This is a genomic window from Nioella sediminis (genome assembly GCF_001879695.1).
Classification (GTDB): domain Bacteria; phylum Pseudomonadota; class Alphaproteobacteria; order Rhodobacterales; family Rhodobacteraceae; genus Nioella; species Nioella sediminis.
On the sequence record NZ_MNBL01000020.1, the window covers coordinates 1 to 23,260 of the forward strand.

Here is a 23,260-nt window from a genome sequence, read left to right on the forward strand (position 1 = left end):
CCCGCAGACCAGCAGCCTGGACCGGCCCTATATCCAGATCGGCATTTTCAGCGTCGAGGCCAATGCCAACCGCACCGCCCAGATGATGCGCGACGCCGACCTTTCGCCCATTGTGCATGAGCAATCCAGCAGCGGCCGCACCTTCTGGCGCGTCGTGATCGGCCCCGCCCAGACCAGCGCCGAGCGCAACCGGATGCGCGAAACCGTGCGCGGGCTTGGCTTTACCGACGCCTATTTCGTCACCAACTGACCTGATCAAAGAGGACCCATGTTCGCCCGGCTTCACCTCGTCATCGTCTTCCTTCTCGGGCTATTGGCCCTGCCCGCGGCCGCGTTCGAGACCGAGGCTAATGCCGCCTATGTGATCGACCACAATACCGGACAGGTTCTGCTGGATCTCAATGCCGACGTGCCCCTGCCGCCGGCCTCGATGTCCAAGCTGATGACGCTGAACATGGTGTTCGAGGCGTTGGAGGACGGGCGGCTAGCGCTTGATACAATGCTGCCGGTCAGCCAGCACGCAATGGATTACGGCGGCTCGACCATGTTTCTAAACACCCGAGACCGGGTCAGCGTCGAGGATCTGATCCTTGGCGTCATCGTGCTATCGGGCAATGACGCGACGGCGGTTCTGGCCGAGGCGCTGTCGCCGGATGGCACGGAAGCGGGATTTGCCGAGCTGATGACGCAGCGTGCCCGGCAATTGGGGATGATGAACTCCACCTTCCGCAATTCCAATGGCTGGCCAGAGCCGGGCCACGTGATGTCCGCCCGCGATCTGGGCATTCTGGCGGAACGGCTGATCACCGAGTTTCCGCAGTATTACCATTATTTCAATGTCCGTGAGTTCGCGTTCGACGGGCGCGCGCCCGACAACCGCTTCAACCGCAACCCGCTGCTTGGGCTGGGGATCGGTGCGGATGGTCTGAAGACCGGCCACACCCAAGAGGCGGGCTATGGGCTGGTTGGCTCCGCAGTACAGGGTAATCGGCGGGTAACCTTCGTGATCTCTGGTCTTGGCAGCGCCGAGGCACGGGCGCGCGAAAGCGAACGCATCGTTAACTGGGCCTTCCGGCAGTTCGCCGAACGCGAAGTTGTGACCGAAGGCACCGAAGTGGCGCAGGCCGAGGTTTTCCTTGGCGATGCCGCCAGTGTTGGCTTGGCCGCCGCCGAAACCGTCACCATGCTGCTGCCTGCGCTTCTGGACAGCGAGATGGAGGCAGAGGTGATCTATACCGGCCCCATTCAGGCCCCTATCGTGGCGGGCCAGGAACTGGGGGAGCTGGTCATCCGCGTGCCCGATATGGAGGAACGCCGCGTGCCATTGCTGGCCACGCAGGATGTGGGCACCGCCGGGATCAGGCTGCGGCTGCGCACCGCCTTCGAACAGGTCATGCAGATGGTCTTCGGCGGCGGCGATCCTCTGGCCGGCTGATGTTCATTTCCCTTGAAGGCATCGACGGATCGGGCAAGAGCACTCAGGCGCGACTGCTGTCCGATGCCCTGCGCGCAATGGGCCGCGACACGGTTCTGACACGCGAACCCGGTGGCTCACCGGGGGCTGAAGAAATCCGTGCGCTGGTGTTGGAAGGCGACCCGGACCGCTGGTCGGCGGAAACCGAGATCCTGCTTTTTACCGCCGCGCGCCGCGACCATCTGGAACGCACGATCCTGCCCGCTCTGGCTGCCGGGAAAGTGGTGATCTGCGACCGTTTCGCCGACAGCACCCGCATGTATCAGGGCCTGTCGCGGGGCGATCTGCGCGCACAGGTGGATGCGCTGCATTCCCTGATGATCGGGCGTGAACCGGACCTGACGCTGCTGATCGACATGGACCCGGCCAAGGGACTGGCCCGCGCCAAGGGCCGCAACGGAACCGAGGAGAGGTTCGAGGATTTCGGGCTGGAACTGCAGGAACGCATGCGTGCGGGGTTCCTTTCGCTTGCCGAAGAATTTGCCGATCGCTTCCGCGTGATCGACGGCGATCGGCCTCAGGAGGTTGTGGCGGCCGATGTGCTGGCCACCGTTCAGGCGGCGCTGGCATGAAAACTCTGGGCGAAGCCGATGACCTGCCCGAAGCCGACCGCGCCGAAGGGGCCCCGCATCCGCGTGAGGCGCATGACCTTTATGGTCACGACAAGGCCGAACAGGCGTTCCTGGAGGCCTACAACTCCGGGCGGATGCATCATGCATGGCTGATCACCGGACCAAAGGGCATCGGCAAAGCGACACTGGCTTGGCGCATTGCGCGCTTCCTGCTGGCCACGCCCATGGATGACGGTGACGCGCTGTTCGGCGCGCCGCCCCCGCCCGACCGCTTGGATATCTCGCCCGAGAACCCCGTCGCGCATCGCATTCATGCGCTGTCGGAGCCGGGGCTGTGCCTGATCCGCCGCCCCTGGGATCATGAGAAAAAGCGGCTCAAGACCATGATCACGGTCGATGAGGTCCGCAAGATGAAGGATTTCTTCGGGCTGTCCGCCGGGGGCAATGGCCGCCGCGTGGTCATCGTCGATGCCGCCGAGGAGATGAACCAGAACGCCGCCAATGCGCTTCTCAAGATGCTGGAAGAGCCACCGAAGAACGCTACGCTGCTGCTGGTCTCGCATCAGCCCTCGCGCCTGCTGCCCACCATCCGGTCGCGCTGCCGCACCCTGACGCTTGGCACGCTTGGACCCGAGGATATGGGCCGCGCCTTGCAGCAGGCCGGGATCGAGGCGGCGGACAGCACCGCGCTGGCCGAACTGGCCGCAGGATCGGCGGGCGAGGCGGTGGCGCTGATCCAGCAAGAGGGCCTGACGCTTTACGCCGAGATCATGGAGCTGTTTGCCACCCTGCCCCGCATGGACCGCAGCCGCGCGACCAAGCTCGCCGACAGCGGCGGCGCGCGCGGGGCCGAGGCGCGGTTTGACCTGACGCTCGACATGATCGACCGGATGATGTCGCGGCTGGCCCGCACCGGGGCCACTGGCCAAACCCCGCAGGAAATCCTGCCGGGCGAGGCCGATCTTCTGACCCGCCTTGCGCCCAATATGCAGGCAGGCCGGGCCTGGGCTGACCTGTCGGCGGACCTGACCTCGCGTGCCCGGCGCGGCAAGGCGGTCAACCTTGACCCTGCCGCGCTTCTCCTTGATATGTGTCTGCGGATTGGCAGCACCGCCGAGCGCCTGCCCCTCTGATCCATCCACGGGAAGGCACAAAGGACGACACTTGATGAGTGACCTGCCGGATATTGTCGACAGCCATTGCCACCTCGATTTCCCCGATTTCGCGGAGGAACTGCCAGAGGTGATCAGCCGCGCGGTCGATCAGGGCGTCACGCGCATGGTGACGATTTGCACCAAGCTGCGCAACGTACCCCAGGTACAGGCCATCGCCGACGCCCATGCGCCGGTGTTTTGGGCCGCTGGCACCCACCCGATGAGCGCCGCGGATGAACCCATGGCCACGGTTGAGCAGCTGGTGGCGCTGGCGCAACATCCCAAATTCGTGGGTATCGGCGAAACCGGGCTCGATTACCACTACACCGCTGAGAGCGCAGAGGTGCAGCAGGTCAGCCTTCGCCTGCATATCGAGGCCGCGCGCCAGACCGGCCTGCCGCTCATCATCCATTCGCGCGATGCCGATGACGACATGGCCCGCATCCTGACGGAAGAACACGCGGCAGGCGCGTTTTCCTGCGTGATGCACTGCTTCACCTCGTCGCCCGCTTTGGCAGAAACGGCGCTTGGGCTTGGCTTCTACCTGTCCATGTCGGGGATCACCGCCTTCCCACGCTCCTCCGACCTGCGCGATATCTTCGCGGCCGCGCCGGTGGACCGCATCCTTGTGGAAACCGACGCGCCCTACCTCGCCCCCCCGCCCTATCGCGGCAAGCGCAATGAACCGGCCTACACCTTCCACACCGCCAAGCGCGCGGCAGAAACCTTTGGCATGAGCGAAGCGGAGTTCTTCGCCCAGACCACCGCCAATTTCGACCGCCTGTTCTGGAAGGCCAAGGATTGGAGGCAAGCCGCCTGATGGCCGAGCTGCGCTTTACCATTCTGGGCTGCGGATCGTCCGGCGGGGTGCCCCGGCTTGGCGGCCATTGGGGCGATTGCGACCCGGAGAACCCGAAAAACCGCCGCCGTCGCTGTTCAATGCTGATCGAACGCGAAACCGACGCAGGCATTACGCGCGTTCTGATCGACACCTCGCCCGACCTGCGGTCTCAGCTGCTGGACGCAGGTGTGGGCGAACTGCATGGCGTCGTCTATTCCCACGGCCATGCCGACCATGTGCACGGGATCGACGACCTGCGCATGATCGTCTTCAACATGCGCCAGCGCATCCGGGTCTATGCCGATGGGGCCACGCAAAACGACCTGCTCAGCCGCTTCGGCTATGCCTTCGTGCAACCCGAAGGCTCGGCCTATCCGCCGATCCTCGATCTTTGTTCCATCGACGGCGAGATCGAGATCGACGGCCCCGGCGGCCCGATCCGCCTGACCCCGTTCGAGGTGGAACATGGCAATATCGACAGTCTGGGGTTTCGCATTGGCGACCTGGCCTATCTGCCCGATGTCTCCGATATCCCGGAGGCGACCTGGCCCGCCCTGCAAGGCCTCGATTGCTGGATCGTCGACGCCCTGCGCCGCACGCCACACCCCAGCCACGCGCATCTGGACAAGACCCTCGGCTGGATCGAGCGCGCTGCCCCCCGCCGCGCGGTGCTGACCAATATGCATATCGATCTCGACTACCAAACCGTTGCGAATGAAACGCCCGATCATATCACCCCCGCCCATGACGGGCTGGTGATCCGATACGAGGTCTGAATGACCGCCCTTCTCGACATTGTGCTGCCGGTCTTTCTTGTTCTGGGGGCCGGGTATATCGCCGTCTGGCGGGGGCTGTTTTCCGATGCGGGCGTCGATGGGCTGATGGTCTTCACCCAGAAATTCGCGATACCCTGCCTGCTCTTTACCGCGATCTCGACGCTGGACCTTGGACAAGGCTTCGACTGGCGGCTGCTGCTGTCCTACTACACGGGGTCCACGACCGTCTTTGTCCTGGGCATTCTTGGCGCGCGCTTTGTGTTCGGGCGCAGCATGGCAGACAGTATCGCAATCGGCTTCGTGGCGCTCTTTGCAAATTCGGTGCTTCTGGGCCTGCCCATCACCGAACGGGCTTACGGCATCGACGCGCTGGTTCCGAACTATGCGATTGTCGCGATCCATGCGCCGTTTTGCTACGTGCTCGGCATCACCACGATGGAAATCGCCACGGCCACCAGCCGGGACCCGCTGCGGCTGGTCACCACGGTCGGCAAGGCGGTGTTCAGCAACGCGCTTATGATCGGCATCCTTCTGGGCTTTGCCGCCAATCTGAGCGGCCTTGAAATGCCCGGAGTCGTCGGCGACGCGCTCGACCTGATGATCCGCGCCGCGCTGCCTGCCGCGCTTTTTGGCCTTGGGGGGGTGCTTTATCGCTACCGGCCCGAGGGCGATGCCAAGGTGATTGCCTTTGTCTGCGGCCTGTCGCTGCTGGTTCACCCCGCCATCGCCTATTGCATGGGGCAGGTGGTCACCGATCTGACCACCGATCAGCTGCGCAGCGCGGTCCTGACCGCGTCCATGGCCCCGGGCGTCAACGCCTATCTCTTCGCCAATATGTATGGCGCGGCGCGGCGGGTCGCGGCCTCTGCCGTGCTGATCGGCACTGCGGCCACGGTGCTGACGGCCTCCGGCTGGCTGTTGCTGTTGCCGTGACGCGCTTGTGAAACGGCTCTGTCCAGCGTAATCAGCCCTCTACCTGAAACAGCCCGAGGCACCTGCCCCCGTGATCCCCGCCCTCAAGACAGCCCTGCGCAATCGCCGCGCCCGCCGCCGAGCAGCGCTGGCCCGTTGGCGTTCAGGTTGGTCGGCGGATCTGGATGCCCCCGGGGCGCGCGCGGCCGCGCGCTATGACATGAATGTGCTGGATCATGGTTTCGTCCGGCGGTTCTGGACGAATGCCCGTGAAATCGCGCCGGGCGTCTGGCGATCGAACCAGCCCTCGCCTGAACGGGTGGCCGTGCTCGCGGATATGGGCATCCGCACGATCCTGAACTTTCGCGGCGTCAACCACTGGGGCAGCTATCTGCTGGAGGTCGAAGCCTGTGCCCGCCATGGCATCACCCTGCTGAACGGTCGGCTCAGTTCCAACACCGCCCCGACCCGAGAGGAGATCCACACAGCGCTGGCGCTGATGCAGACAGCCGAACAGCCGATGCTGATGCACTGCAAATCGGGGGCCGATCGGGCCGGGTTGGCCTCTGTGCTTTATCTTCTGTCCAACGGAACCGGGCCAGACGACGCCGCGCAGCAGCTGTCTTGGAAACACGCACATTTCCGGTTCACCCGAACGGGCATTCTGGATGCGTTTGTTGCCGCCTACGCGGATGCCCGCCGCAAGACGGGCATCGGCTTTCTGGACTGGGTCGACACGGTCTATGATCCCGAAACGCTGACCGCTCGATTCACCGAGACCCGAGGCGGAAACCAATTGCTGGACTGGGTATTGCGCCGTGAATGAGCCCAAGACAAACCTTCTGATCCGCCTTTGGCGGGACCACGTGGTGCAGTTCTGGCCGCTGCTGGTCGTGGCCTTCCTGCTAATGGTGATCGAAGGCGGATCGCTTGGCGCGATATCTTACCTGATCCAGCCACTGTTCGACGAGGTCTTCGTCGCGGGCGACGCCGGTGCGGTCACCTGGGTCGCCATGGCGATCTCGGGCGTTTTCATCCTGCGCGCAATTTCAGGCTTCGGGCAACGGGTGCTGATCGTCACGGTCGGCCTGCGCGTGACCACCAATCTGCAATCGCGGCTGCTGGCACATCTGCTGGGACTGGACGCGCGGTACTTTCAGGACAACGCGCCGGGCGCGCTGATTGAACGGGTGCGCGGCGACACGCTGGCGCTGCAAGGACTGGCCAGCGCCACGCTGATGACGCTCGGGCGTGACACGATTTCGGTCATTTCGCTGCTGGCCGTCATGATCTGGTCGGACTGGCAATGGGCGCTTCTGGCGCTTGCGGGCGTGCCCTTGCTGATCTTCCCGCTAACCTTCCTGCAAAAGCTGATCCGAAAGACCACCCGCGCCGCCCGCGAAGCCGCCTCGCGCCTCTCGACGCAACTTGATGAGATCTTTCATGGCATCGTATCCATCAAGGTCAACCGGCTGGAACGCCACGAAGCCAACCGCTTTGATCGCGAAGTGAACGGCTTCCTTGCCGCGCAGTTGCGGGCGGAACGGGGCAAGGCCGCCAACCCGGCGCTGATCGACATTATCGCAGCCATCGGGTTCATGGCGGTGCTGATCTATGGCGGGCATCAGATCATGTCGGGCGACAAGACCGTGGGGCAGTTCATGTCCTTCTTTACCGCGCTGGCGCTGGTCTTCGATCCGCTGCGGCGGCTGTCCGCTCTGGCCGGAAATGTGCAGGCCGCCATGGCCTCGCTCGACCGGCTTTACGAAGTGCTAGAGGCGCGCCCGACCATCCTGACGCCCGCTGCCCCCAAACCGCTGGCCGCCGGCGATGTGGTGTTCGACGCGGTCGATTTCGCCTATGGCGACACGCCGGTTCTGCAAGGGCTGAGCTTCACCGCCGCCGAGGGCAAGACCACCGCGCTTGTCGGGCCTTCGGGCGCGGGGAAGAGCACCGTATTCGCATTGCTGTCACGCCTTGTGGACCCGGTATCGGGGCAAATCACACTGGGCGGCACCACCACGACCGATGCTGATCTGGAACGCCTGCGCGATTCCATCGCGCTCGTGGGACAGGCAGAGGCGTTGTTCGACGAAACCATTGCCCAGAACATTCGTCTCGGGCGGCTCGATGCCAGCGATGAAGACGTGCGCGCCGCTGCCGACGCTGCGTCCGTTCTGGACTTCGCCAAGACCCTGCCCCTCGGGCTGGACACGCCCGTCGGTCCGCGCGGGTCCGGGCTGTCCGGCGGACAGCGCCAGCGCGTGACCATCGCCCGCGCCATGCTGCGCGATGCGCCGATCCTGCTGCTCGATGAACCGACCTCGGCGCTGGATGCGCAATCCGAGAAATTGGTGGGTGAGGCGCTTTCACGCCTGTCCAAGGGGCGCACAACGCTGGTGATCGCACATCGCCTATCCACCATCCGTGACGCCGACCTGATCGTCGTGATGGACAAGGGCCGGGTTGTGGAACAGGGCACTCATGAAGCGTTGATGCAGGCGGGCGGGGCCTATGCGCGTCTGCACCAGTTGCAAAGCGCCGGGGTGACGACGTCGCTATAACCCGCACCCCGCCGATTCTTTCCCGCCTACGTTTCTCCGGCGAAACCCCAAAAAGTGATGAAAACCGGTTTGCGCCGATATCATCCTTTTTCTCGATTTCCACCAACGGTTTAGCATTGCTGCGAGCGGACAGGCCGCTTTTCCGTGCGTTCACAATTTCCGCTCAGCGGTTGACAGTCTGAAAGCACCCCAGAACACTGATTTTCAAAGGCCCGGATCGCTCGCCGGTGCCGATCCCGACACCTGTGCCGGAGACAGACATGATCTTTACCCGCAACACGCCCGCATGTGGCGCGCTTGCCCGACTGATCCTTTGCCTCGCCGCTTGCGCGGTCTGCGCCCTTGGGGCGACGGGCGCATCGGCACAGCACCAATCAGTCATCCAACTGGCCAGTTACTACCAGCAACTGGAACATCAGCTCGTGTCACAGGGGCGCTTGCGGCAGGAACGACGGATCGTCGGCATTGATGCAGAGACCCTGGCGCGCAACTTCATGGCGATTGCGATGCGGTCGGAATATTCCCTTCGCGGTGGCGGCATGGCTCAGGGTGGGGGCGCATCGGCCCTGCGCCGGTGGGAACAGCCCATTCGCCTGGGTGTGCATTTCGGCCCGTCCGTAAGCGGACCGCAACAGCAGCGCGACCTGTCCACGGTGCAAAGCGTGGCGCAACGGCTGCAACGGGCCAGCGGGCACCCGATCCGCGTTGTTGGGTCCAACCCCAATTTTCACGTGTTGATCCTCAATGACGAGGAACGCGCCAATGCCCGCTCGGTCCTGCAGCAGATCGCACCGGGGCTCAGCCGCGCAGCGCAGGGGGCGATCCTGCGGATGCGGCCCAATACGTTCTGCATGGTCGTGGCCATCCCCGGCGCCAATCCCGCCGATGGCTATCAGCAGGCCATCGCCATCGTGCGCGCCGAACACCCGCCTTTGATGCGCCGGTCCTGTATTGAAGAGGAGCTGGCCCAAGGTATGGGGCTTGCCAATGACAGCCCCGAGGCGTGGCCATCTATCTTCAATGATGACGAGGAATTCGGCGTACTGACCCGCCATGACGAGCTGCTGCTTCGCATGCTCTACCATGACAGCCTGCGCTGCGGCATGTCTGCCGGAACGGTCGATGACTATGTCGAGGCTTTGGCGCGCACGGTGTTGTCCACAGGCTGATCCGGGTCCGGCTTCGAAACGCAAACCGGCCCCGGCGCTTTCGCGTCGGGACCGGTTCACCGCACCGCATCCATGGGTGATCCGCTTGGGGAGGGTCGGATCAGGAACAGGGGGACGGTCAGGGATGGGGCGGTCAGGGCAGGCCGATCCGGCCCGCCATGGTCTTAGTTGTCGTCGGCGGCAGCCAGTTCCGCGAAGATGCGGGCGGCGGTATCGTTCATGGCAAAGCTCTGGGTCGAGATCACTTCCGAGCCGCTGTTACGCAGGTACGATGCGATGGCGAAGTCGCCGTCTTCCTCGGCCTGACGCAGGCGGGCCTCATAGGCGACCGATCCGTCGACGGGGTTTGCAGTTCCATTCAGAATGAAGGCTGCTGCGGCCCGGTCATCGCCTTCCAATGCGTCGCGCAGCTGGATCAGTTCAGCCAAGGAATACTGGCCTGCTTCCACACCGACAGAAGCGGCAAGGGTATCGTTTGCGAAGGCCGGTGCGGACAGGGCGGCAACGAGCGAAGCGGTGATTGCGAGGGTTTTCATGGGTCTTTCCTTTCGAGTGTCATATGTCTGTTTGCGGTGTTGTGGCGGCGGTGCGACCCGCCTTGTGAGGAAGCAGATAGGCCCGGTTTCAGCCGACCAAAACGGCGAAACTGGCAGAGAGTTCTGCGCATTTACGCACACAACTTTTCGCGACGGAAAGTTTTAGCTCATCACGATAGATTGATCATCCCACCTCTTGCGACAGGAAAAATGGTTCCAATTGGAACCGACCGCATGCTGCCCCTCGCATTTCCACTCGATATGCGCTTTAATCCTCAACAACGCGAATGACCGGTCCCGCCAGACGGACCGGCACGAGGATACGAGTAACGGGCACGCGCCCAGGGGGCAGTTCATGCCGAAGCACAGGTTTACGATCCTGTCGATGATGAAGGACGAAGGTCACTGCCTGCTGGAGTGGGTGGCCTATCACCACCTGATCGGCTTCGATAACATCTGCGTCTACACCAACAACTGCCAGGACGGCACCGACGACATGCTGATCCGGTTGCAGGAGATGGGCTATTGCCAGCATTTCCGCAACGAGGTGCCGAAGGGCAAGAAACCACAGCCCCACGCGCTTTGGCTGGCGGGCAAGAACCCGGAGATCTGCGAGTCAGACTGGGTTCTGACGATGGATGCCGATGAATTCGTCAACATCAAACTGGGTGACGGCACCGTTCAGGAACTGGTCGATGCCATGCCCGATGGCACCGAAGGCATCATGATCACCTGGCGCTTTTATGGCTCCAACAACATCCTGGACTGGCGGCCCGGTCTGGTGACCGAAAGCTATACCCACGGCGCGCCCGACCGGTTCCGCAAGGGATGGGGCGTCAAGTCGATGGTGCGGCCCTTCCCCGACATGAAATTCGGCATCCACCGTCCCTCGATCAAGCACAAGGCCTCGAAGGAAGGGCAGGTCGAGAAGCTGCTGGCGCTCAAATGGATGAATGGCGGCGGCAAGCCGATGACCGAAAGCTTCAAGAAAAGCGGCTGGCGGTCGACCGGGCCGACGCTGTCCTACGATTTCGTCGAGCTGAACCACTACGCGGTCAAAAGCTATGAGGCCTACCTGCTGCGCCGCCTGCGCGGCAACGTGAACAACAAGGAGGACAAGTATAACGCCTCCTATTTCTCGATCTTCGACCGGAACGAGCAGGAACCCAATGTCAGCGCCGCGCGCCACGCCCCCAAGGTCAAGGCGTTGATGGCAGAGATGCTGAAAGACGCCAAACTGGCCGAGTTGCAGGACAAGGCGCTGGCCTATCACGCCGCCCGTGTCGATCAACTACGCCATACCGGCGAGTATGACGAATGGGTTGAAAGCCTGAGGGAAGCTGGCGCCGTGCGGATTGACCAGCTCGACGAGGTGCTGTTCACCCAGCATCTGCCGAAAGACACCCAGGAACTTGTGCGCAAGATGCAGGCCGATGGCGTGCCCAACAAGACCATCGCCAAGATGATCGCGCGGTCGACCGGGATCCGGAATGCCGAAAAGCGGCAGGATGCCACCGATGCGGAAGAGCTTGCCAAGATGACCGGGGTCGATCTCGAAACCGGTGAAAGGCAGGACAAGCAACCCGAACCCGAACAGCCCCCCGCCGCCAACCTGGCCCCGGAAACCCGCGCCCGGCTGATCGCGCTGATCCAGAAAGCCCGCAAGACCGGAGATGTGATCGACGAAACTGGGGCTGCTATATCCGAACCGGAACCTGTTGCTATGCCAGACGACAAACCCGCCGCCCCCGCTATCCGCCCCAAACTGTCGCAACCTTTCCCCGGCAACGGGCGTAAGGTGGTGCTGTCCACCATGAAGAATGAAGGCCCCTATCTGCTGGAATGGATCGCCCATTACCGCAACCTGGGCTTTGACGATTTCGTTCTGTTTTCCAACGACTGCACCGATGGCACCAACCTGCTGCTGAACAGGCTCGATGCAATGGGGATCGTGCATCATTACGACAACCCGCTCGGCCCCCGCATGGACCCGCAGCGCCGGGCCTATTCTCGCGCCAACCAGATGGATGTGGTGCGCGATGCGTCCTGGGTGCTGATTGCCGATGCGGATGAGTTCCTGAACGTCCATGTGGGCGATGGCACCGTTGACGCGCTGCTCGACGCCTGCCCGGACTATACCGAGGCCGTGTCAATCAACTGGCGGCTCTTCGGCTCTGGCGGCCAGCGGCACATGATGCCCGAACCGGTCACTCAGCGGTTCACCCGCGCCTGTCGCATCGAAGACCCCGAAAGCGGGCTGGTCTGGGGGTTCAAGACGCTCTTCCGCCCGGCCAGTTTCGACTATTTCGGCGTTCACCGCCCGCGCTTTGAAAAGAAGGTCGAGATCCACTCCGACCAGGTGACCTGGGTCAATGCCCGCGGCGAGCCCATGGGCGAGAAATACCTGCGTGGCGGCTGGCGGTCCAACAAAGAGATCGTGGCCTATGATTTCGCGCAGATGAACCACTACGCGATCAAGAGCCGCGAGGAATTTCTGCTCAAACGCCTGCGCGGCACCGCCAATTCCAAGGACAAAAGCCGGATCGACCTGGGCTACTGGGACAAGTTCGATCTCAATTCCTGTGAAGATGCGTCGATCCGGTCAGGCGACCTGCAGGGACGGATGGACGAGATGTTGCAGGATGGCGATCTGGCCGCATTGCACCGCGCCACGCTGGACAGCGCGCTTCGCACCATCGAAATGCAGCTGGAAGACCCGGAACTGCGCGAATTTGTCGAAGGCGACAGCCCGGCAGAGATGGCCGCTCAGTAAGGGTGCTCGCGCCCGTCCCATGTCAGGAAACAGCCGGTCGAGGCCAGAGACAAGCCGTCAAAGCGCGCCAACAGCCCCGCTGCGGACTCCGCCACCGTGATGTCAGCCGCGGTGCCGCCCATGTCCGTCTGAACCCAACCGGGATGATAGATGCCCACGGCAATCCCCTCGGGCAGCAGTTCCGCCGCCAGGTTGCGCCCAAGGTTCAGCGCCGCCGCCTTGGACGCCCTGTAAATGAACGACCCGCCCGGCGCGCGCGTATCGCTGCCCATCTGTGACCCGATGATGGCGATCTTCGCGCCCGGCGCGGCGCGCAGTTGCGGCAACAACGCCTGAACCGTCAGGAACACGCCGGTCACGTTGACGGCAAAGGTCTCGGCCCAAAGCTCTGGCGGAAAGCCATCATCAATCTGGTGCAGCTTGTCCAGATACACGCCCGCGTTGCACACCAAAAGATCGACCGGGGCAGGATGCGCGTCTGACAACGCCGCGACCGCGCCCGGATCGGTCACATCCAGTGCGTGCCACGCCCCGACGTCATGGGTCTGACCATCGCGGCAGGTGCCCATAACCTCATCGCCGCGCGCCGACAGTGCCCTGACCAGTTCCAATCCGATGCCACGGGACGCCCCGGTCACGACTGCGCGCATGTCAGGTGCTCCGGCTCTTTGGGATGATCGGCAAGGGCGCGACGGGAATGCCATCCTCGATCAGCGCCTTGGCCTCTTCCGGCTTGGCTTCGCCGTGGATCAGCCGGTCGGGGGCCTCGCCCAGATGGATCTTGCGCGCCTCGCTGGCAAAGTTGCCGCCCACATAGGTGGAGTTCTCCTCCACATGTTTGCGCAATGCCTTGAGAGCCTCTTCCATCGGGTTGTCCGGCTGAGACAGCTTGACCGGTGCTGTGCCCTCGCGCTGCGGGGCGGATTTCGCCACGCCCGGCGCCATCATGGCCTTTTGCACAGCGCCGCCGCCACAGACGGAACACGACAGCATGCCGCGCCCTTCGAGCGCCTCGAAGGCTTCGGCGGATTTGAACCAGCTGTCAAAGCTGTGGCCATCGGCGCATTTAAGCGTATAGCGGATCATGATCTCGAAACAGTAATCTTCGCGGGTGCAGAATCAAGCCCTGCAACGTCACAGAGGCGTCACAAGTACTTTCCCGGAGTGAAATTGCGAATGATTTTCTTCAATTCCGGTTCATCGACGCGGGCCGCGGCCTTGCGTTGGGAAAACCATTTCAGCTTGCGGATGCCTTCCTCGGGAAACTCTCGCTCCAGCTTGCGCACTTCCAGCGGAAACACGGCAACGATGCAAGGGGTCCGGCCATCGTCCGGCAGCGACTTGGTGTAGGAATAAAACCCCGCGCAGGTTTCACTGATCACCCCGCGCAACCCGCCTTCCTCCCACGCTTCCTGTGCGGCAGCCTCGGCCGGGGTCTTGCCATCCATCGGCCAGCCCTTGGGAATGATCCAGCGCCCGGTATCGCGGCTGGTCATCAGCAGGATTTCAACCTCGGACTTCCTGCGCCGGAACGGAAGCGCGGCGAACTGCATGCGCGGCTCGCGCTTTCCCGCGCCGTCCAGTCGCATGGGCGCTTGATATGTTCGAAAGCTTCCCATCTGCGCTTGGGTGCCTCTTGTTGTGACGGTGCTGCTCAGCCATCAATCTAAGCGGAAATTCCGGGATCGCAAACAGAAGGGCTTGAATTGCGGCCATTGGGCGCGAAGTCTTTTCGGACAATGGCCGGAAAATCACGCATGACCGATACCAATCCCCCGCAAGGCCCGTCCGACGGGGAAACCTGGCCGCTTTTCTTCGGCTCCGAGATATACCGGCATTCCTCTTACGGTGCGCATCATCCGCTGCGTGTGCCGCGCGTGTCGACCGTCATGGACCTGTCGCGCGCCTTGGGCTGGCTGCCACCCGACCAATACCGAAACAGCCCTCGTGCCAAGCCCGCCGCGCTGACGATCTGGCATACATCCGACTATCTGACTGCCCTGCAAGAAGCCGAGGCACGGCAAGAGGTCAGCCCGGAGACCCGCGAGCGCCATGGGATCGGCACTGTGTCGAACCCGGTCTATGGCGAAATGTTCCGCCGCCCCGCCACCGCCGCAGGGGCATCCCTGCTGGCAGGCGAGCTGCTGGCCGGTGGCGGTGTCATCTACCATCCCGGCGGCGGCACCCACCACGCCCTGCCCGACCGGGCGAACGGGTTCTGCTATCTCAACGACCCGGTTCTAGCGATGCTGTCCCTGCGACGCGCAGGTGCGCAGCGCATCGCCTATGTCGATATCGACGCCCATCACTGCGACGGGGTCGAACATGGCTTTGCCGGCGATCCCGACACGCTGCTGATCTCGGTGCACGAGGACCGCCGCTGGCCCTTCACCGGGGCACTCTCGGACGACGGTGGTGGCAACTGCTTCAACCTGCCGGTGCCGCGCGGGCTGAATGATAGCGAAATGGCCCTGATCCGCGACAGCCTGATCCTGCCCGCGCTGCACGCCTTCCGCCCTGACGCCATCGTCCTGCAATGCGGCGCGGACGCGGTCGAGGAAGACCCGTTGTCGCGCCTGACACTATCCAATAACGCCCACTGGGCCGTGGTCCGGGCAATCATGGACCTGAACGCTCCGCGCCTGCTGGTCCTGGGCGGGGGTGGCTACAACCCGTGGTCCGTAGGCCGCCTCTGGACCGGGGTCTGGGCCACTTTGAACGGTCTTGAGATCCCCGACCGCCTGCCGCCAGAGGCTGAGGCGGTTCTGCGCGCGTTGAGATGGGACAAGGCCCGGCGCGGGAAGAACCCACCGGACCACTGGTTTACCACACTGCGCGATGCGCCTCGTGGCGGGCCGATCCTGAGCCAGCTTCGCCACGATCTGGGGCGACTGATCAAGCGGCTCAGTCGATGGTGAACGCCACGATCACGTTTTCCCGGTCCGGGTATGCGGACCCCTTGCTGATATAGACCTCCAGCCAATTGGACTGCAGCAGGAAGGACGTGTCGATCTGGTCGGGGCCGGTTTCGGGCGTATCAAAGGTGGTATCCGTTCCGCCGATGATGCGCACATGCGCGACCTGACCGGGCCGCACGCGAAGGAAGAAACACTCGGTCAGCGCGTGATAGGAGGTTGCGTGCACCTGCGCGGAATTCGTGCCGGGGGCGAATTCTATCACCCGACATTCGGCATGGGCGGCGGCAGTCGAAAGGGTCAAGGCGGTCAGGGCAGCGGCAAGAAGGCGGGTCATCATCAGGAGCTCCGGGATCAGTCATTGTGTCTGACCCGAGCCTAGTCAAACCTGCAAGCAGAGGGCATGGGGGCAATCCCCCATCCTTGCCCCACGGAAAGAACGCCCCCAAGGATCACCGCCTTGGGGCACGTTGTTCGATGCTGTTCAGGCGCTCAGCCGCCTGTTTCGTCCAACGGTTGCAGGAAGTCGAAATCGCATCCCGCATCGGCCTGAAGCACGGTTTCCGCATAGAGCCGGTCATAGCCGCGCCGTTTCTCGGGCGGGACATTGACCGGCTGCCAGTCTGCACGGCGGCGGGCAAGCTCGTCCTCGTCCACCAGCAACTCGATGGATTTGTTGGCCACCGACAGGCGGATCCGGTCGCCATCGCGCACCAGCGCCAGCGGCCCGCCCACGGACGCCTCGGGCGCGACATGCAGCACGATGGTGCCAAACGCCGTGCCCGACATGCGCGCATCCGAGATGCGGACCATGTCCTTGACGCCCTTGGCGCTCAGCTTTTTCGGGATCGGCAGGTAGCCTGCCTCGGGCATGCCGGAGGCGCTTTTGGGTCCGGCATTCTGCAACACCATGAAATCGTCCTCGGTGATGTCGAGATCGGGGTCATCCACCCGGTTCGCCAGATCTTCAAGCGAGGAGAAGACGACCGCGCGGCCTTCCTTCTCGAAAAGCGTCGGATCGGCGGCGGAGCGTTTCAGAATCGCGCCCCTGGGCGCGAGATTGCCGAACAGCGCGACAAGCCCGCCTTGGGGTTCCAGCGGTGCTTCGGCCTTGGCGATGATGCGATGGTCGACATAGCCGGGGTCTTCCTCCAGCCGGTCGCCAAGCGTGGTGCCCGCAACCGTCAGCGTGTCGAGATGCAAAAGCGGTTTCAACTCGCGCAGCACGGCGCCTGCCCCGCCTGCAAAGAAGAAATCCTCCATGTAGTGCTGACCCACCGGCTTGAGATTGACCAGAACCGGCGTGGTGTCCGACAGCTCGTTCAGGCGGTCGAGCGAGATCTTGATGCCAAGCCGCCCGGCGACCGCCGTCAGGTGGACAATGGCATTTGTTGACCCGCCCACGGCCAGAAGCATCCGCATCGCGTTTTCGACCGATTTTTCCGTGATCACCTCGCTTGGGCGGATCGGGTGGTCGATCATCCGCGCCGCCGCAAGGCCCGAGGCTTCTGCCGCGCGCAACCGGTCGGCATGGACCGCCGGGATCGCTGCGGTGCCGGGCAGCGACATGCCGAGCGTTTCGGCGATACAGGCCATGGTCGAGGCCGTGCCCATCACCGCGCAGGTGCCCGAGGTCGTGGCCAGCCGCCCCTCGATATCGTCGATCTGGGTCTTGTTGATCTCGCCCGCGCGGAACTTGCCCCAGAAGCGGCGGCAATCGGTGCAGGCGCCAAGCCGCTCTTCCTGATAGCGCGAGGTCATCATCGGCCCGGCCACCAGTTGCACGGCAGGCAGATCGGCCGAGGCCGCGCCCATCAGCTGCGCAGGCACCGTCTTGTCGCAGCCGCCAAGCAGAACCACCGCATCCATCGGTTGCGCGCGGATCATCTCTTCTGTGTCCATGGACATGAGGTTGCGGAACTTGAGGCTGGTGGGGTTGAGGTAGACCTCGCCCAGGGAGATCGTCGGAAACTCGATCGGCAGACCGCCACCCAGAAGAACGCCCCGCTTCACCGCCTCCACCAGTTCGGGGAAATGGCGGTGGCAGTTGTTGAAGCCGGAAAAGCTGTTGGCGATGCCGACGATGGGCTTCTTCAGCACCTCCTTGGAATAGCCCATGGAGGCGGCAAAGGAGTTGCGCAGGTAGACCGAGAAATCCCGGTCGCCATAATTGGTCAGCCCGCGGGCGAAGCCCTGGTCCTTCTTGTCGCTCATGCGCCCAACTCCGGCAGCTTGGTCTTGATGTATTTGGGGTTCAGGTAGTCATGGACGCCAAGCGACCCGCCCTCGCGCCCCATGCCGCTTTCCTTGATGCCGCCGAACGGGGCCTCTGCGGTGGCCAGCAGCATTTCGTTCACGCCGACCATGCCAAGCTCCAGATCCTCTGAGGCGCGCGTGGCAAGGCCGAGATCGTTGGTGAACACATAGCCCGCCAGCCCGAAGGGCAGCGCATTGGCGCGCTCCATCACCTCGTCGTAATCGGTGAAGGTGGTGATCGGCGCGATGGGGCCGAAGGGTTCCTCGGTCATGACAAGGGCATCGTCGGGCACCCGGCCCAGAACCGTGGGCTCAAAGAAATAGCCCTGGTTGCGGCCATCGGGCACGCGGCCACCGGCCAACAGATCGGCGCCTTTCGACACGGCGTCCTCGGTCATCTTGCGGATGGTCTCCACCCCGCGACGGTTGGCCATCGGACCGACCTGAACGCCCTCTTCCAGCCCGTTGCCGATCTTCAGCCCCTTGGCGATTTCCGCGAAGCGGCCCGCGAAGTCCTCATAGCGGGATTCGTGCACGTAGAAGCGGGTCGGCGAAATGCAGACCTGCCCGCAATTGCGGAACTTGGTGGGCGCGCAGACCTCGGCGGCCTTTACGGGATCGAAATCCTTGAAGACCACGACGGGACCATGCCCGCCAAGCTCCATCGAGACCTTCTTCACCCCTTCAGCGGCAAGTGCGAGGATCTGCTTGCCGACAGGCACCGACCCGGTGACCGAGACCTTCTTGACGATAGGCGACCGGATCAGTTGTTCCGCAATGGCACCGGAATTACCGGTGACGAAATTGACCACCCCCGGCGGAATGCCCGCATCATGGCAGGCCTGCACCAGCGCGGCACAAGAGGCAGGCGTTTCACCCGCAGGCTTGATGATGATCGAACAGCCCGCCCCAAGCGCCGCCGCGATCTTGCGCGCGGGCAGAAGCGCGGGGAAGTTCCACGCGGAAAAGGCCGCAACCACGCCCACGGGCTGGTAGATCACCGACATGCGGCTGTCGGGCGTGCGTGCCTCGATGATCTGGCCGTAGAGACGCTTGGTTTCCTCGGAATACCACTCGAATTGATCCGCCGCCGCGCCGGTTTCGCCAAGCGCCTCGGCCTTGGGCTTGCCGGTTTCCAGCGACATGAGCGTGCCGATCTGATCCGCCCGCTCGCGGATCAGGTCCGCCGCGCGGCGGATCTTGGCAGCGCGGTCCCACGTTCCGGTGCGTTTCCAGACGGTGAAGCCCTCGCGCGCGGACTCCAGCGCCGCGTTCACATCGGCCTCGGTCGCCATGGCGATGGTGCCAAGCGCGTCCTCGGTCGCGGGGTCTGTAACCGGTTTGGTCTGGCCATCCGACGCAGGGCGCCATTCCCCTTTGATATAGAGGTCGAGATCTTGATACATGGTGTCCCTCAAATCTTCGAGTTCAGGTAAGCCGCCTGGACGTCATCCACCCAGTTGCCGACATTCCAGGAGCCATAGGCCCCCATGGATGCAATCGGATCGCGCCCCGCGTAGACCGGGATATGCACAAGCGACAGCCCGTCATGGGAAAAGGCATTGTCCAGTGCGGCGTTGAGGCTGGCCTTGGTCGTCCCCGCATAGACCGAGCGCACGCCGGAAACGGCCCCGGCCAGCGTGGCGTAGTCCACCGCGACGGAGTCATTGGTTTTGAACTCGCGCCCATACTGGTCGTATTGCAGCCCGGTGATCGCCGCCATCCGCCGATTGTCAAACAGCGCGATCATCCCGCGCACACCATGTTCCACCGCATCAATCAGGATCTGCGGGTTCATCATGAAGGACCCGTCTCCGGTAAAGGCGATGCCATAGGGCGCGTCCCTCTCCCCCGCCAGCCCGAGCAGCGCCGACCCGGCGAAGCCCATGAAGGACGCCCCGGTTTCGGTGTAGGTCTGCCCCGGCAGGTCATCCTCGACGATCTGGAACCCGTTGGCCTGCACATCGCCCGCGTCGAAGAACTTGATCGCGCCGACGCGGTTGGCGAAGGAGGACACCGTGTGGATCGCGGCGGGCTGCGTAAGAACAGGGGCCTTCCAAACCACATCGGCCAGAGGCGCGGCCCCGATCCGTTCCGCCTTGAAGCGGGTCCATTCGTCTTTCTTGGCCTCGCAGGCGCGCAACCAATCGGTGCGCAGCTCGGCCCCGGTGCCATCGCCGAGGAAATCCAGCAGCGTGCCGATCACCGCGCTGATGTCACCCGGCAGGCCCACGGTGTTGGCGTAGTGGTCGAGATCGTCGAAATCGCCGTTGATGTTGATGACGGCCTTGGCATTGGGATAGCCCGCGCCGGAACAATCGGCCTGGCAGACGCCCCGGCTGCCGATGATGACGACCGCCTCGGCCTGTTCCATCGCGTGATTGCCGCTGATCGAGCCCTTGGAGCCGCCCACATGCATGTTCTGCACATGAGCATCCATCATCACGCCGGTCGATCCGGGCGACAGAACCACCGGCGCACCGATCCGCATGGCGAACTCGCGCAGCGCCTCGTGGTGCTTGCGGGTGCCGCCCCCGGCCTTGATCGTGACCTTTTCGACCGTGCGCAGAATGCCTGCGGCTTCCGCGAAGGCATCCGGGGTCGCGGGCACCAGCGGCGGCTGTGCGCTGCGCCCCGGCAAGGTGCCGGTGTTGACCTTCACGCGCTCGGGCTGCGTGTTGATCGGCAGCAGGATGTAGAACGGCCCCGCCTTGTAGGGGTGATGCACGCAGGCCGTGCCCCGGCGCAGGCATTCGCGCAACGCGCCGGGCGTGTGCAGCGTGTAGGATTGCCCCATCAGCGCGCCCATCTTGCCGAAAATCCCCTGTTCGGGCTTCGGCACCTGCTGCATGTTGTAGCCTTCGCCGCGCGTCGTCTCGTCCCCGTAGATGTGGTAGACGCCGACGCCGTTGGAGGCCGCTGCCAGTGACCCCGCCATCGCCTGCAAACCGCCCGGCCCGATGGACGTGACCACGGCGGGCGTCTTGCCCGTCACCCAGGCATGCGCCGTGGCGGCATGGGCCATTTCCACCTCGTTGCGGCAGTTGACGACGTTGACGACGCCTTCCTCGTGGTAGATGCGCAGCACTTCGCCCAGATCGGTCGAGCCATGCCCGAAGATCGCGTAATACTGGGTCACCCCCTGCTTCAGAAGGCCGACGATCAACGCCTCCGACAGCGTCAGTTCGACAATCCCCCCGCCAAAGGTCATGTCCACATCGGCCTTGGCCAGCCGGACGGCGCGGGCGCGGATTTCGCGGGTGACGGGATCGTTCTTTTCGGTTTCGTCAAGCATCGGCTTTGACCTCGTTCTTGGGTTGTTTCTTGGCCTTGAATTCGCTCACGGCCTGAAGACCGATCACCAGCAAGGCGAAAGAGAAGAAAACCAGCACCGTGGGCGATGTGTAGAAGATCGCCGGATCGCCCATGGACAGCATCATCGCGGTGCGGAACTCGTTTTCCAGCGTCGGCCCCAGCACCATGCCGAGGATGATCGGCGTGATCGGCACCCGGAAGGAGACCAGCACATAGGCCGCAACCCCGATCGCCCCCATGGCGTAGATGTCGAAGACGCTGTTGCGGATCGAAAAGGCCCCGATGGCGCAGAGCACCAGAACGGCAACCGCCAGCAGTTCGCGGGGGATCTTCAGCACATGCACGAACAGGCGGATGCCCATCAGTTGCAGGCCAAGCACCCACAGATAGGCCAGCACCACGGCGACATACATGCCATAGACCTCGCCCGCATGGTTCATGAACAGCGCCGGACCGGGGGTGATGCCGTGGATCATCAGACCCGCCAGCACGATGGCCGTGGCCGGATCGCCGGGAATACCAAGCGACAGCAGCGGGATCAGCGTACCACCCGTAACCGCGTTGTTGGCGGTCTCGGGAGCAACGACACCCTCGATATTGCCCTTGCCAAAACTCTCGGGCTTCTTCGAGAACCGCTTGGCGTGGTCATAGGCCAGAAAGGAGGCGATGGCGCCGCCGGTTCCGGGAATGGCGCCGATGCCGGTGCCCATCACCGAACACTTGATCATCAGCCACAGGTTGCGGCCAAGCAGGCCAATCGAGGGCAATTCCGCCTTCACGCGGCTGATCCTCTGGGATTTCTCCGGCATGGAGGTCTTGACCGCGAAGGCCTCGATGATGAAGGGCACCGCAAAGAGACCGATCATGGCCACCAGCAGGTTCACCCCCTGCATCATGTTCACGCTGCCGAAGGTCATGCGCTGCACACCGTCAATCGTGTCGATGCCGATGGTCATGATCATCAGGCCGATCGCCCCGCTGATCAGCCCCTTGATGAGTGATCCACCGCACAGGCCGCAGATCGTGGACAGACCGAAAAGGACCAGGGCGAAGATTTCCGCCGGGCCGAAGGAAATGGCCACGCGCGACACAAGATCGACCGAGACGATCATCACGATCAGGCTGAAGACACCGCCGAAGACCGAGACGATCACCGCCGTACCAAGCGCGATAGAGGCATTGCCTTGCTTGGTCATCGGATGGCCGTCCAGCACCGTGGCGGCGGCAGACGGCGTACCCGGTATGCCCAGAAGAATGGCCGAGACCGACCCGCCGGTCATGCCGCCGATATAGGTGCCCAACAGCAGGCCGATGGCGGGCACCGGGTCCATGCTGAAGGTGATCGGCAAGGCCAGCGCCAAAGCGACCGTGAAGGTCAGTCCGGGGATCGAGCCAAAGATCAGCCCGATCAATGCCCCAAGACCGATCGAGGCAATGGCCATGGGCGTCATGGCAGACGCAAGAGCTTGAAGGAAGATGTCCATGGCGGTTATCCGATATTGAACCAGCTGCCATTGGCCAGGTAAATCCCGAGAAGCTTCTCGAAGAACAGCCAGCAGCCGAGTGTCATGCCAAGGGTCATGCCAAGGATCGTTTTCCACGATCTCAGGCGCAGATGGATGACCAGCACGAACAGGATGAGAATGGGGGTGGCGATCAGGAAGCCGAGTTTCTGCAAGAGAAACCCGTAAGCAGAGATCTCGATAGCCACGAGGATCATGGATCCCCAACGTTCGGAGGACGCCTCTTCGATGGCATCCACATCGCCCGTGCCTGCCTTGCCTGCCGGGGTTCGACCCAGCAGATAGGTTCGGATCAGCAGCAGGATGCAAAGCCCCCCGAGGATGATCCCGAGCACCATGGGAAAGGCTCTTGGTCCGATGTCGCCATGGCCCCAGCCCGTCGGGATCGTATCAATGACCAGCCAGGTCCAGACCGCCGAAAGCGCCAGCAGGCTCAGGCTCAGGGCCACGTCTTTTGCACTGTTGGTCATTGATACGTCT

22 protein-coding genes are annotated in these 23,260 nt (G+C 63.5%); 12 read left to right on the plus strand and 10 right to left on the minus strand.

What is annotated here, in order from left to right:
* From BKY26_RS02090 to BKY26_RS02135, 10 genes are all read left to right on the plus strand, one after another.
* Window positions 1-250 (plus strand): SPOR domain-containing protein (locus BKY26_RS02090; protein ID WP_131541746.1); only part of this gene is annotated, 250 nt, incomplete at its 5' end.
* An 18-nt stretch (window positions 251-268) separates the two neighbouring features.
* The gene (locus tag BKY26_RS02095; protein ID WP_071688747.1) at window positions 269-1,435 is read left to right on the plus strand and encodes a D-alanyl-D-alanine carboxypeptidase family protein; all 1,167 of its coding nucleotides are present in this window, start codon (window positions 269-271) and stop codon (window positions 1,433-1,435) included.
* A complete protein-coding gene (gene tmk / locus BKY26_RS02100) occupies window positions 1,435-2,046 on the plus strand; it encodes a dTMP kinase (protein WP_071688748.1) in 612 nt (203 codons plus the stop codon). The genes BKY26_RS02095 and tmk overlap by 1 nt, the downstream gene beginning before the upstream one ends.
* A complete protein-coding gene (locus BKY26_RS02105) occupies window positions 2,043-3,179 on the plus strand; it encodes a DNA polymerase III subunit delta' (RefSeq protein WP_071688749.1) in 1,137 nt (378 codons plus the stop codon). Before tmk ends, BKY26_RS02105 begins: the two co-directional genes overlap by 4 nt.
* 34 nt (window positions 3,180-3,213) lie before the next feature.
* Complete coding sequence (locus BKY26_RS02110; protein ID WP_071688750.1) at window positions 3,214-4,020, plus strand: TatD family hydrolase; 807 nt, start codon at window positions 3,214-3,216, stop codon at window positions 4,018-4,020.
* Window positions 4,020-4,817 (plus strand): MBL fold metallo-hydrolase, encoded by a 798-nt coding sequence (locus BKY26_RS02115; protein WP_071688751.1) that lies wholly within the window; start codon window positions 4,020-4,022, stop codon window positions 4,815-4,817. The genes BKY26_RS02110 and BKY26_RS02115 overlap by 1 nt, the downstream gene beginning before the upstream one ends.
* The gene (locus BKY26_RS02120; protein WP_071688752.1) at window positions 4,818-5,750 is read left to right on the plus strand and encodes an AEC family transporter; all 933 of its coding nucleotides are present in this window, start codon (window positions 4,818-4,820) and stop codon (window positions 5,748-5,750) included.
* Window positions 5,751-5,820: 70 nt separating this feature from the next.
* Window positions 5,821-6,555 (plus strand): fused DSP-PTPase phosphatase/NAD kinase-like protein, encoded by a 735-nt coding sequence (locus tag BKY26_RS02125; protein ID WP_083431279.1) that lies wholly within the window; start codon window positions 5,821-5,823, stop codon window positions 6,553-6,555.
* Complete coding sequence (locus BKY26_RS02130) at window positions 6,548-8,293, plus strand: ABC transporter ATP-binding protein (RefSeq protein ID WP_071688753.1); 1,746 nt, start codon at window positions 6,548-6,550, stop codon at window positions 8,291-8,293. The genes BKY26_RS02125 and BKY26_RS02130 overlap by 8 nt, the downstream gene beginning before the upstream one ends.
* A gap of 260 nt (window positions 8,294-8,553) precedes the next feature.
* On the plus strand, window positions 8,554-9,462 hold the full coding sequence (locus BKY26_RS02135; protein ID WP_071688754.1) for a DUF2927 domain-containing protein: 909 nt from the start codon (window positions 8,554-8,556) through the stop codon (window positions 9,460-9,462).
* 164 nt (window positions 9,463-9,626) lie between these two features.
* Here the strand turns inward: BKY26_RS02135 and BKY26_RS02140 are convergent, their stop codons facing one another.
* Window positions 9,627-9,998, minus strand: coding sequence for a hypothetical protein (locus tag BKY26_RS02140; protein ID WP_071688755.1), 372 nt, complete (start codon window positions 9,996-9,998; stop codon window positions 9,627-9,629).
* 355 nt (window positions 9,999-10,353) lie between these two features.
* Between BKY26_RS02140 and BKY26_RS20570 the strand changes: the two genes are divergently transcribed.
* Window positions 10,354-12,771, plus strand: a complete 2,418-nt coding sequence (locus BKY26_RS20570; RefSeq protein WP_227434888.1) for a glycosyltransferase family 2 protein — start codon at window positions 10,354-10,356, stop codon at window positions 12,769-12,771.
* Here BKY26_RS20570 and BKY26_RS02155 read toward each other — a convergent pair.
* From BKY26_RS02155 to BKY26_RS02165, 3 genes are read right to left on the minus strand one after another with little or no spacing between them, the layout of a single operon-like run.
* Window positions 12,765-13,421: an SDR family oxidoreductase gene (locus tag BKY26_RS02155; RefSeq protein ID WP_071688756.1), complete on the minus strand. Its 657-nt coding sequence runs from the start codon at window positions 13,419-13,421 to the stop codon at window positions 12,765-12,767. The genes BKY26_RS20570 and BKY26_RS02155 overlap by 7 nt on opposite strands.
* Window position 13,422: 1 nt before the next feature.
* Window positions 13,423-13,857, minus strand: a complete 435-nt coding sequence (locus tag BKY26_RS02160; RefSeq protein ID WP_071688757.1) for a DUF1178 family protein — start codon at window positions 13,855-13,857, stop codon at window positions 13,423-13,425.
* Between the two features lie 59 nt (window positions 13,858-13,916).
* The gene (locus tag BKY26_RS02165; RefSeq protein ID WP_227434889.1) at window positions 13,917-14,360 is read right to left on the minus strand and encodes an NUDIX hydrolase; all 444 of its coding nucleotides are present in this window, start codon (window positions 14,358-14,360) and stop codon (window positions 13,917-13,919) included.
* Window positions 14,361-14,528: 168 nt separating this feature from the next.
* Here BKY26_RS02165 and BKY26_RS02170 point away from each other — a divergent pair, with 168 nt between their 5' ends.
* Window positions 14,529-15,689, plus strand: coding sequence for an acetoin utilization protein AcuC (locus tag BKY26_RS02170; RefSeq protein WP_071688759.1), 1,161 nt, complete (start codon window positions 14,529-14,531; stop codon window positions 15,687-15,689).
* Here BKY26_RS02170 and BKY26_RS02175 read toward each other — a convergent pair.
* From BKY26_RS02175 to BKY26_RS02200, 6 genes are all read right to left on the minus strand, one after another.
* Window positions 15,676-16,026: a hypothetical protein gene (locus BKY26_RS02175; protein WP_071688760.1), complete on the minus strand. Its 351-nt coding sequence runs from the start codon at window positions 16,024-16,026 to the stop codon at window positions 15,676-15,678. The genes BKY26_RS02170 and BKY26_RS02175 overlap by 14 nt on opposite strands.
* 152 nt (window positions 16,027-16,178) lie before the next feature.
* Complete coding sequence (locus tag BKY26_RS02180; RefSeq protein WP_071688761.1) at window positions 16,179-17,900, minus strand: IlvD/Edd family dehydratase; 1,722 nt, start codon at window positions 17,898-17,900, stop codon at window positions 16,179-16,181.
* Complete coding sequence (locus tag BKY26_RS02185) at window positions 17,897-19,348, minus strand: NAD-dependent succinate-semialdehyde dehydrogenase (RefSeq protein ID WP_071688762.1); 1,452 nt, start codon at window positions 19,346-19,348, stop codon at window positions 17,897-17,899. The genes BKY26_RS02180 and BKY26_RS02185 overlap by 4 nt, the downstream gene beginning before the upstream one ends.
* An 8-nt stretch (window positions 19,349-19,356) precedes the next feature.
* On the minus strand, window positions 19,357-21,237 hold the full coding sequence (locus BKY26_RS02190; RefSeq protein WP_071688763.1) for a thiamine pyrophosphate-dependent enzyme: 1,881 nt from the start codon (window positions 21,235-21,237) through the stop codon (window positions 19,357-19,359).
* Entirely contained in the window at window positions 21,230-22,741 is a 1,512-nt protein-coding gene (locus tag BKY26_RS02195; protein ID WP_071688764.1) for a tripartite tricarboxylate transporter permease, read from the minus strand. Before BKY26_RS02195 ends, BKY26_RS02190 begins: the two co-directional genes overlap by 8 nt.
* Before the next feature lie 5 nt (window positions 22,742-22,746).
* The gene (locus BKY26_RS02200; protein ID WP_071688765.1) at window positions 22,747-23,250 is read right to left on the minus strand and encodes a tripartite tricarboxylate transporter TctB family protein; all 504 of its coding nucleotides are present in this window, start codon (window positions 23,248-23,250) and stop codon (window positions 22,747-22,749) included.
* Between the last annotated feature and the right edge of the window lie 10 nt (window positions 23,251-23,260).

What these genes read in the sequence shown, in the direction of transcription:
- BKY26_RS02140 (WP_071688755.1), bottom strand. Translation starts at nt 9,998, where the DNA reads ATGAAAACCCTCGCAATCACCGCTTCGCTCGTTGCCGCCCTGTCCGCA.
- BKY26_RS02155 (WP_071688756.1), bottom strand. Translation starts at nt 13,421, where the DNA reads ATGCGCGCAGTCGTGACCGGGGCGTCCCGTGGCATCGGATTGGAACTG.
- BKY26_RS02105 (WP_071688749.1), top strand. Translation starts at nt 2,043, where the DNA reads ATGAAAACTCTGGGCGAAGCCGATGACCTGCCCGAAGCCGACCGCGCC.
- BKY26_RS02110 (WP_071688750.1), top strand. Translation starts at nt 3,214, where the DNA reads ATGAGTGACCTGCCGGATATTGTCGACAGCCATTGCCACCTCGATTTC.
- BKY26_RS02175 (WP_071688760.1), bottom strand. Translation starts at nt 16,026, where the DNA reads ATGATGACCCGCCTTCTTGCCGCTGCCCTGACCGCCTTGACCCTTTCG.
- BKY26_RS02170 (WP_071688759.1), top strand. Translation starts at nt 14,529, where the DNA reads ATGACCGATACCAATCCCCCGCAAGGCCCGTCCGACGGGGAAACCTGG.
- BKY26_RS02115 (WP_071688751.1), top strand. Translation starts at nt 4,020, where the DNA reads ATGGCCGAGCTGCGCTTTACCATTCTGGGCTGCGGATCGTCCGGCGGG.
- BKY26_RS20570 (WP_227434888.1), top strand. Translation starts at nt 10,354, where the DNA reads ATGCCGAAGCACAGGTTTACGATCCTGTCGATGATGAAGGACGAAGGT.
- BKY26_RS02195 (WP_071688764.1), bottom strand. Translation starts at nt 22,741, where the DNA reads ATGGACATCTTCCTTCAAGCTCTTGCGTCTGCCATGACGCCCATGGCC.
- BKY26_RS02120 (WP_071688752.1), top strand. Translation starts at nt 4,818, where the DNA reads ATGACCGCCCTTCTCGACATTGTGCTGCCGGTCTTTCTTGTTCTGGGG.
- BKY26_RS02185 (WP_071688762.1), bottom strand. Translation starts at nt 19,348, where the DNA reads ATGTATCAAGATCTCGACCTCTATATCAAAGGGGAATGGCGCCCTGCG.
- BKY26_RS02165 (WP_227434889.1), bottom strand. Translation starts at nt 14,360, where the DNA reads ATGCGACTGGACGGCGCGGGAAAGCGCGAGCCGCGCATGCAGTTCGCC.
- BKY26_RS02160 (WP_071688757.1), bottom strand. Translation starts at nt 13,857, where the DNA reads ATGATCCGCTATACGCTTAAATGCGCCGATGGCCACAGCTTTGACAGC.
- BKY26_RS02200 (WP_071688765.1), bottom strand. Translation starts at nt 23,250, where the DNA reads ATGACCAACAGTGCAAAAGACGTGGCCCTGAGCCTGAGCCTGCTGGCG.
- BKY26_RS02135 (WP_071688754.1), top strand. Translation starts at nt 8,554, where the DNA reads ATGATCTTTACCCGCAACACGCCCGCATGTGGCGCGCTTGCCCGACTG.
- BKY26_RS02095 (WP_071688747.1), top strand. Translation starts at nt 269, where the DNA reads ATGTTCGCCCGGCTTCACCTCGTCATCGTCTTCCTTCTCGGGCTATTG.
- BKY26_RS02180 (WP_071688761.1), bottom strand. Translation starts at nt 17,900, where the DNA reads ATGAGCGACAAGAAGGACCAGGGCTTCGCCCGCGGGCTGACCAATTAT.
- tmk (WP_071688748.1), top strand. Translation starts at nt 1,435, where the DNA reads ATGTTCATTTCCCTTGAAGGCATCGACGGATCGGGCAAGAGCACTCAG.
- BKY26_RS02190 (WP_071688763.1), bottom strand. Translation starts at nt 21,237, where the DNA reads ATGCTTGACGAAACCGAAAAGAACGATCCCGTCACCCGCGAAATCCGC.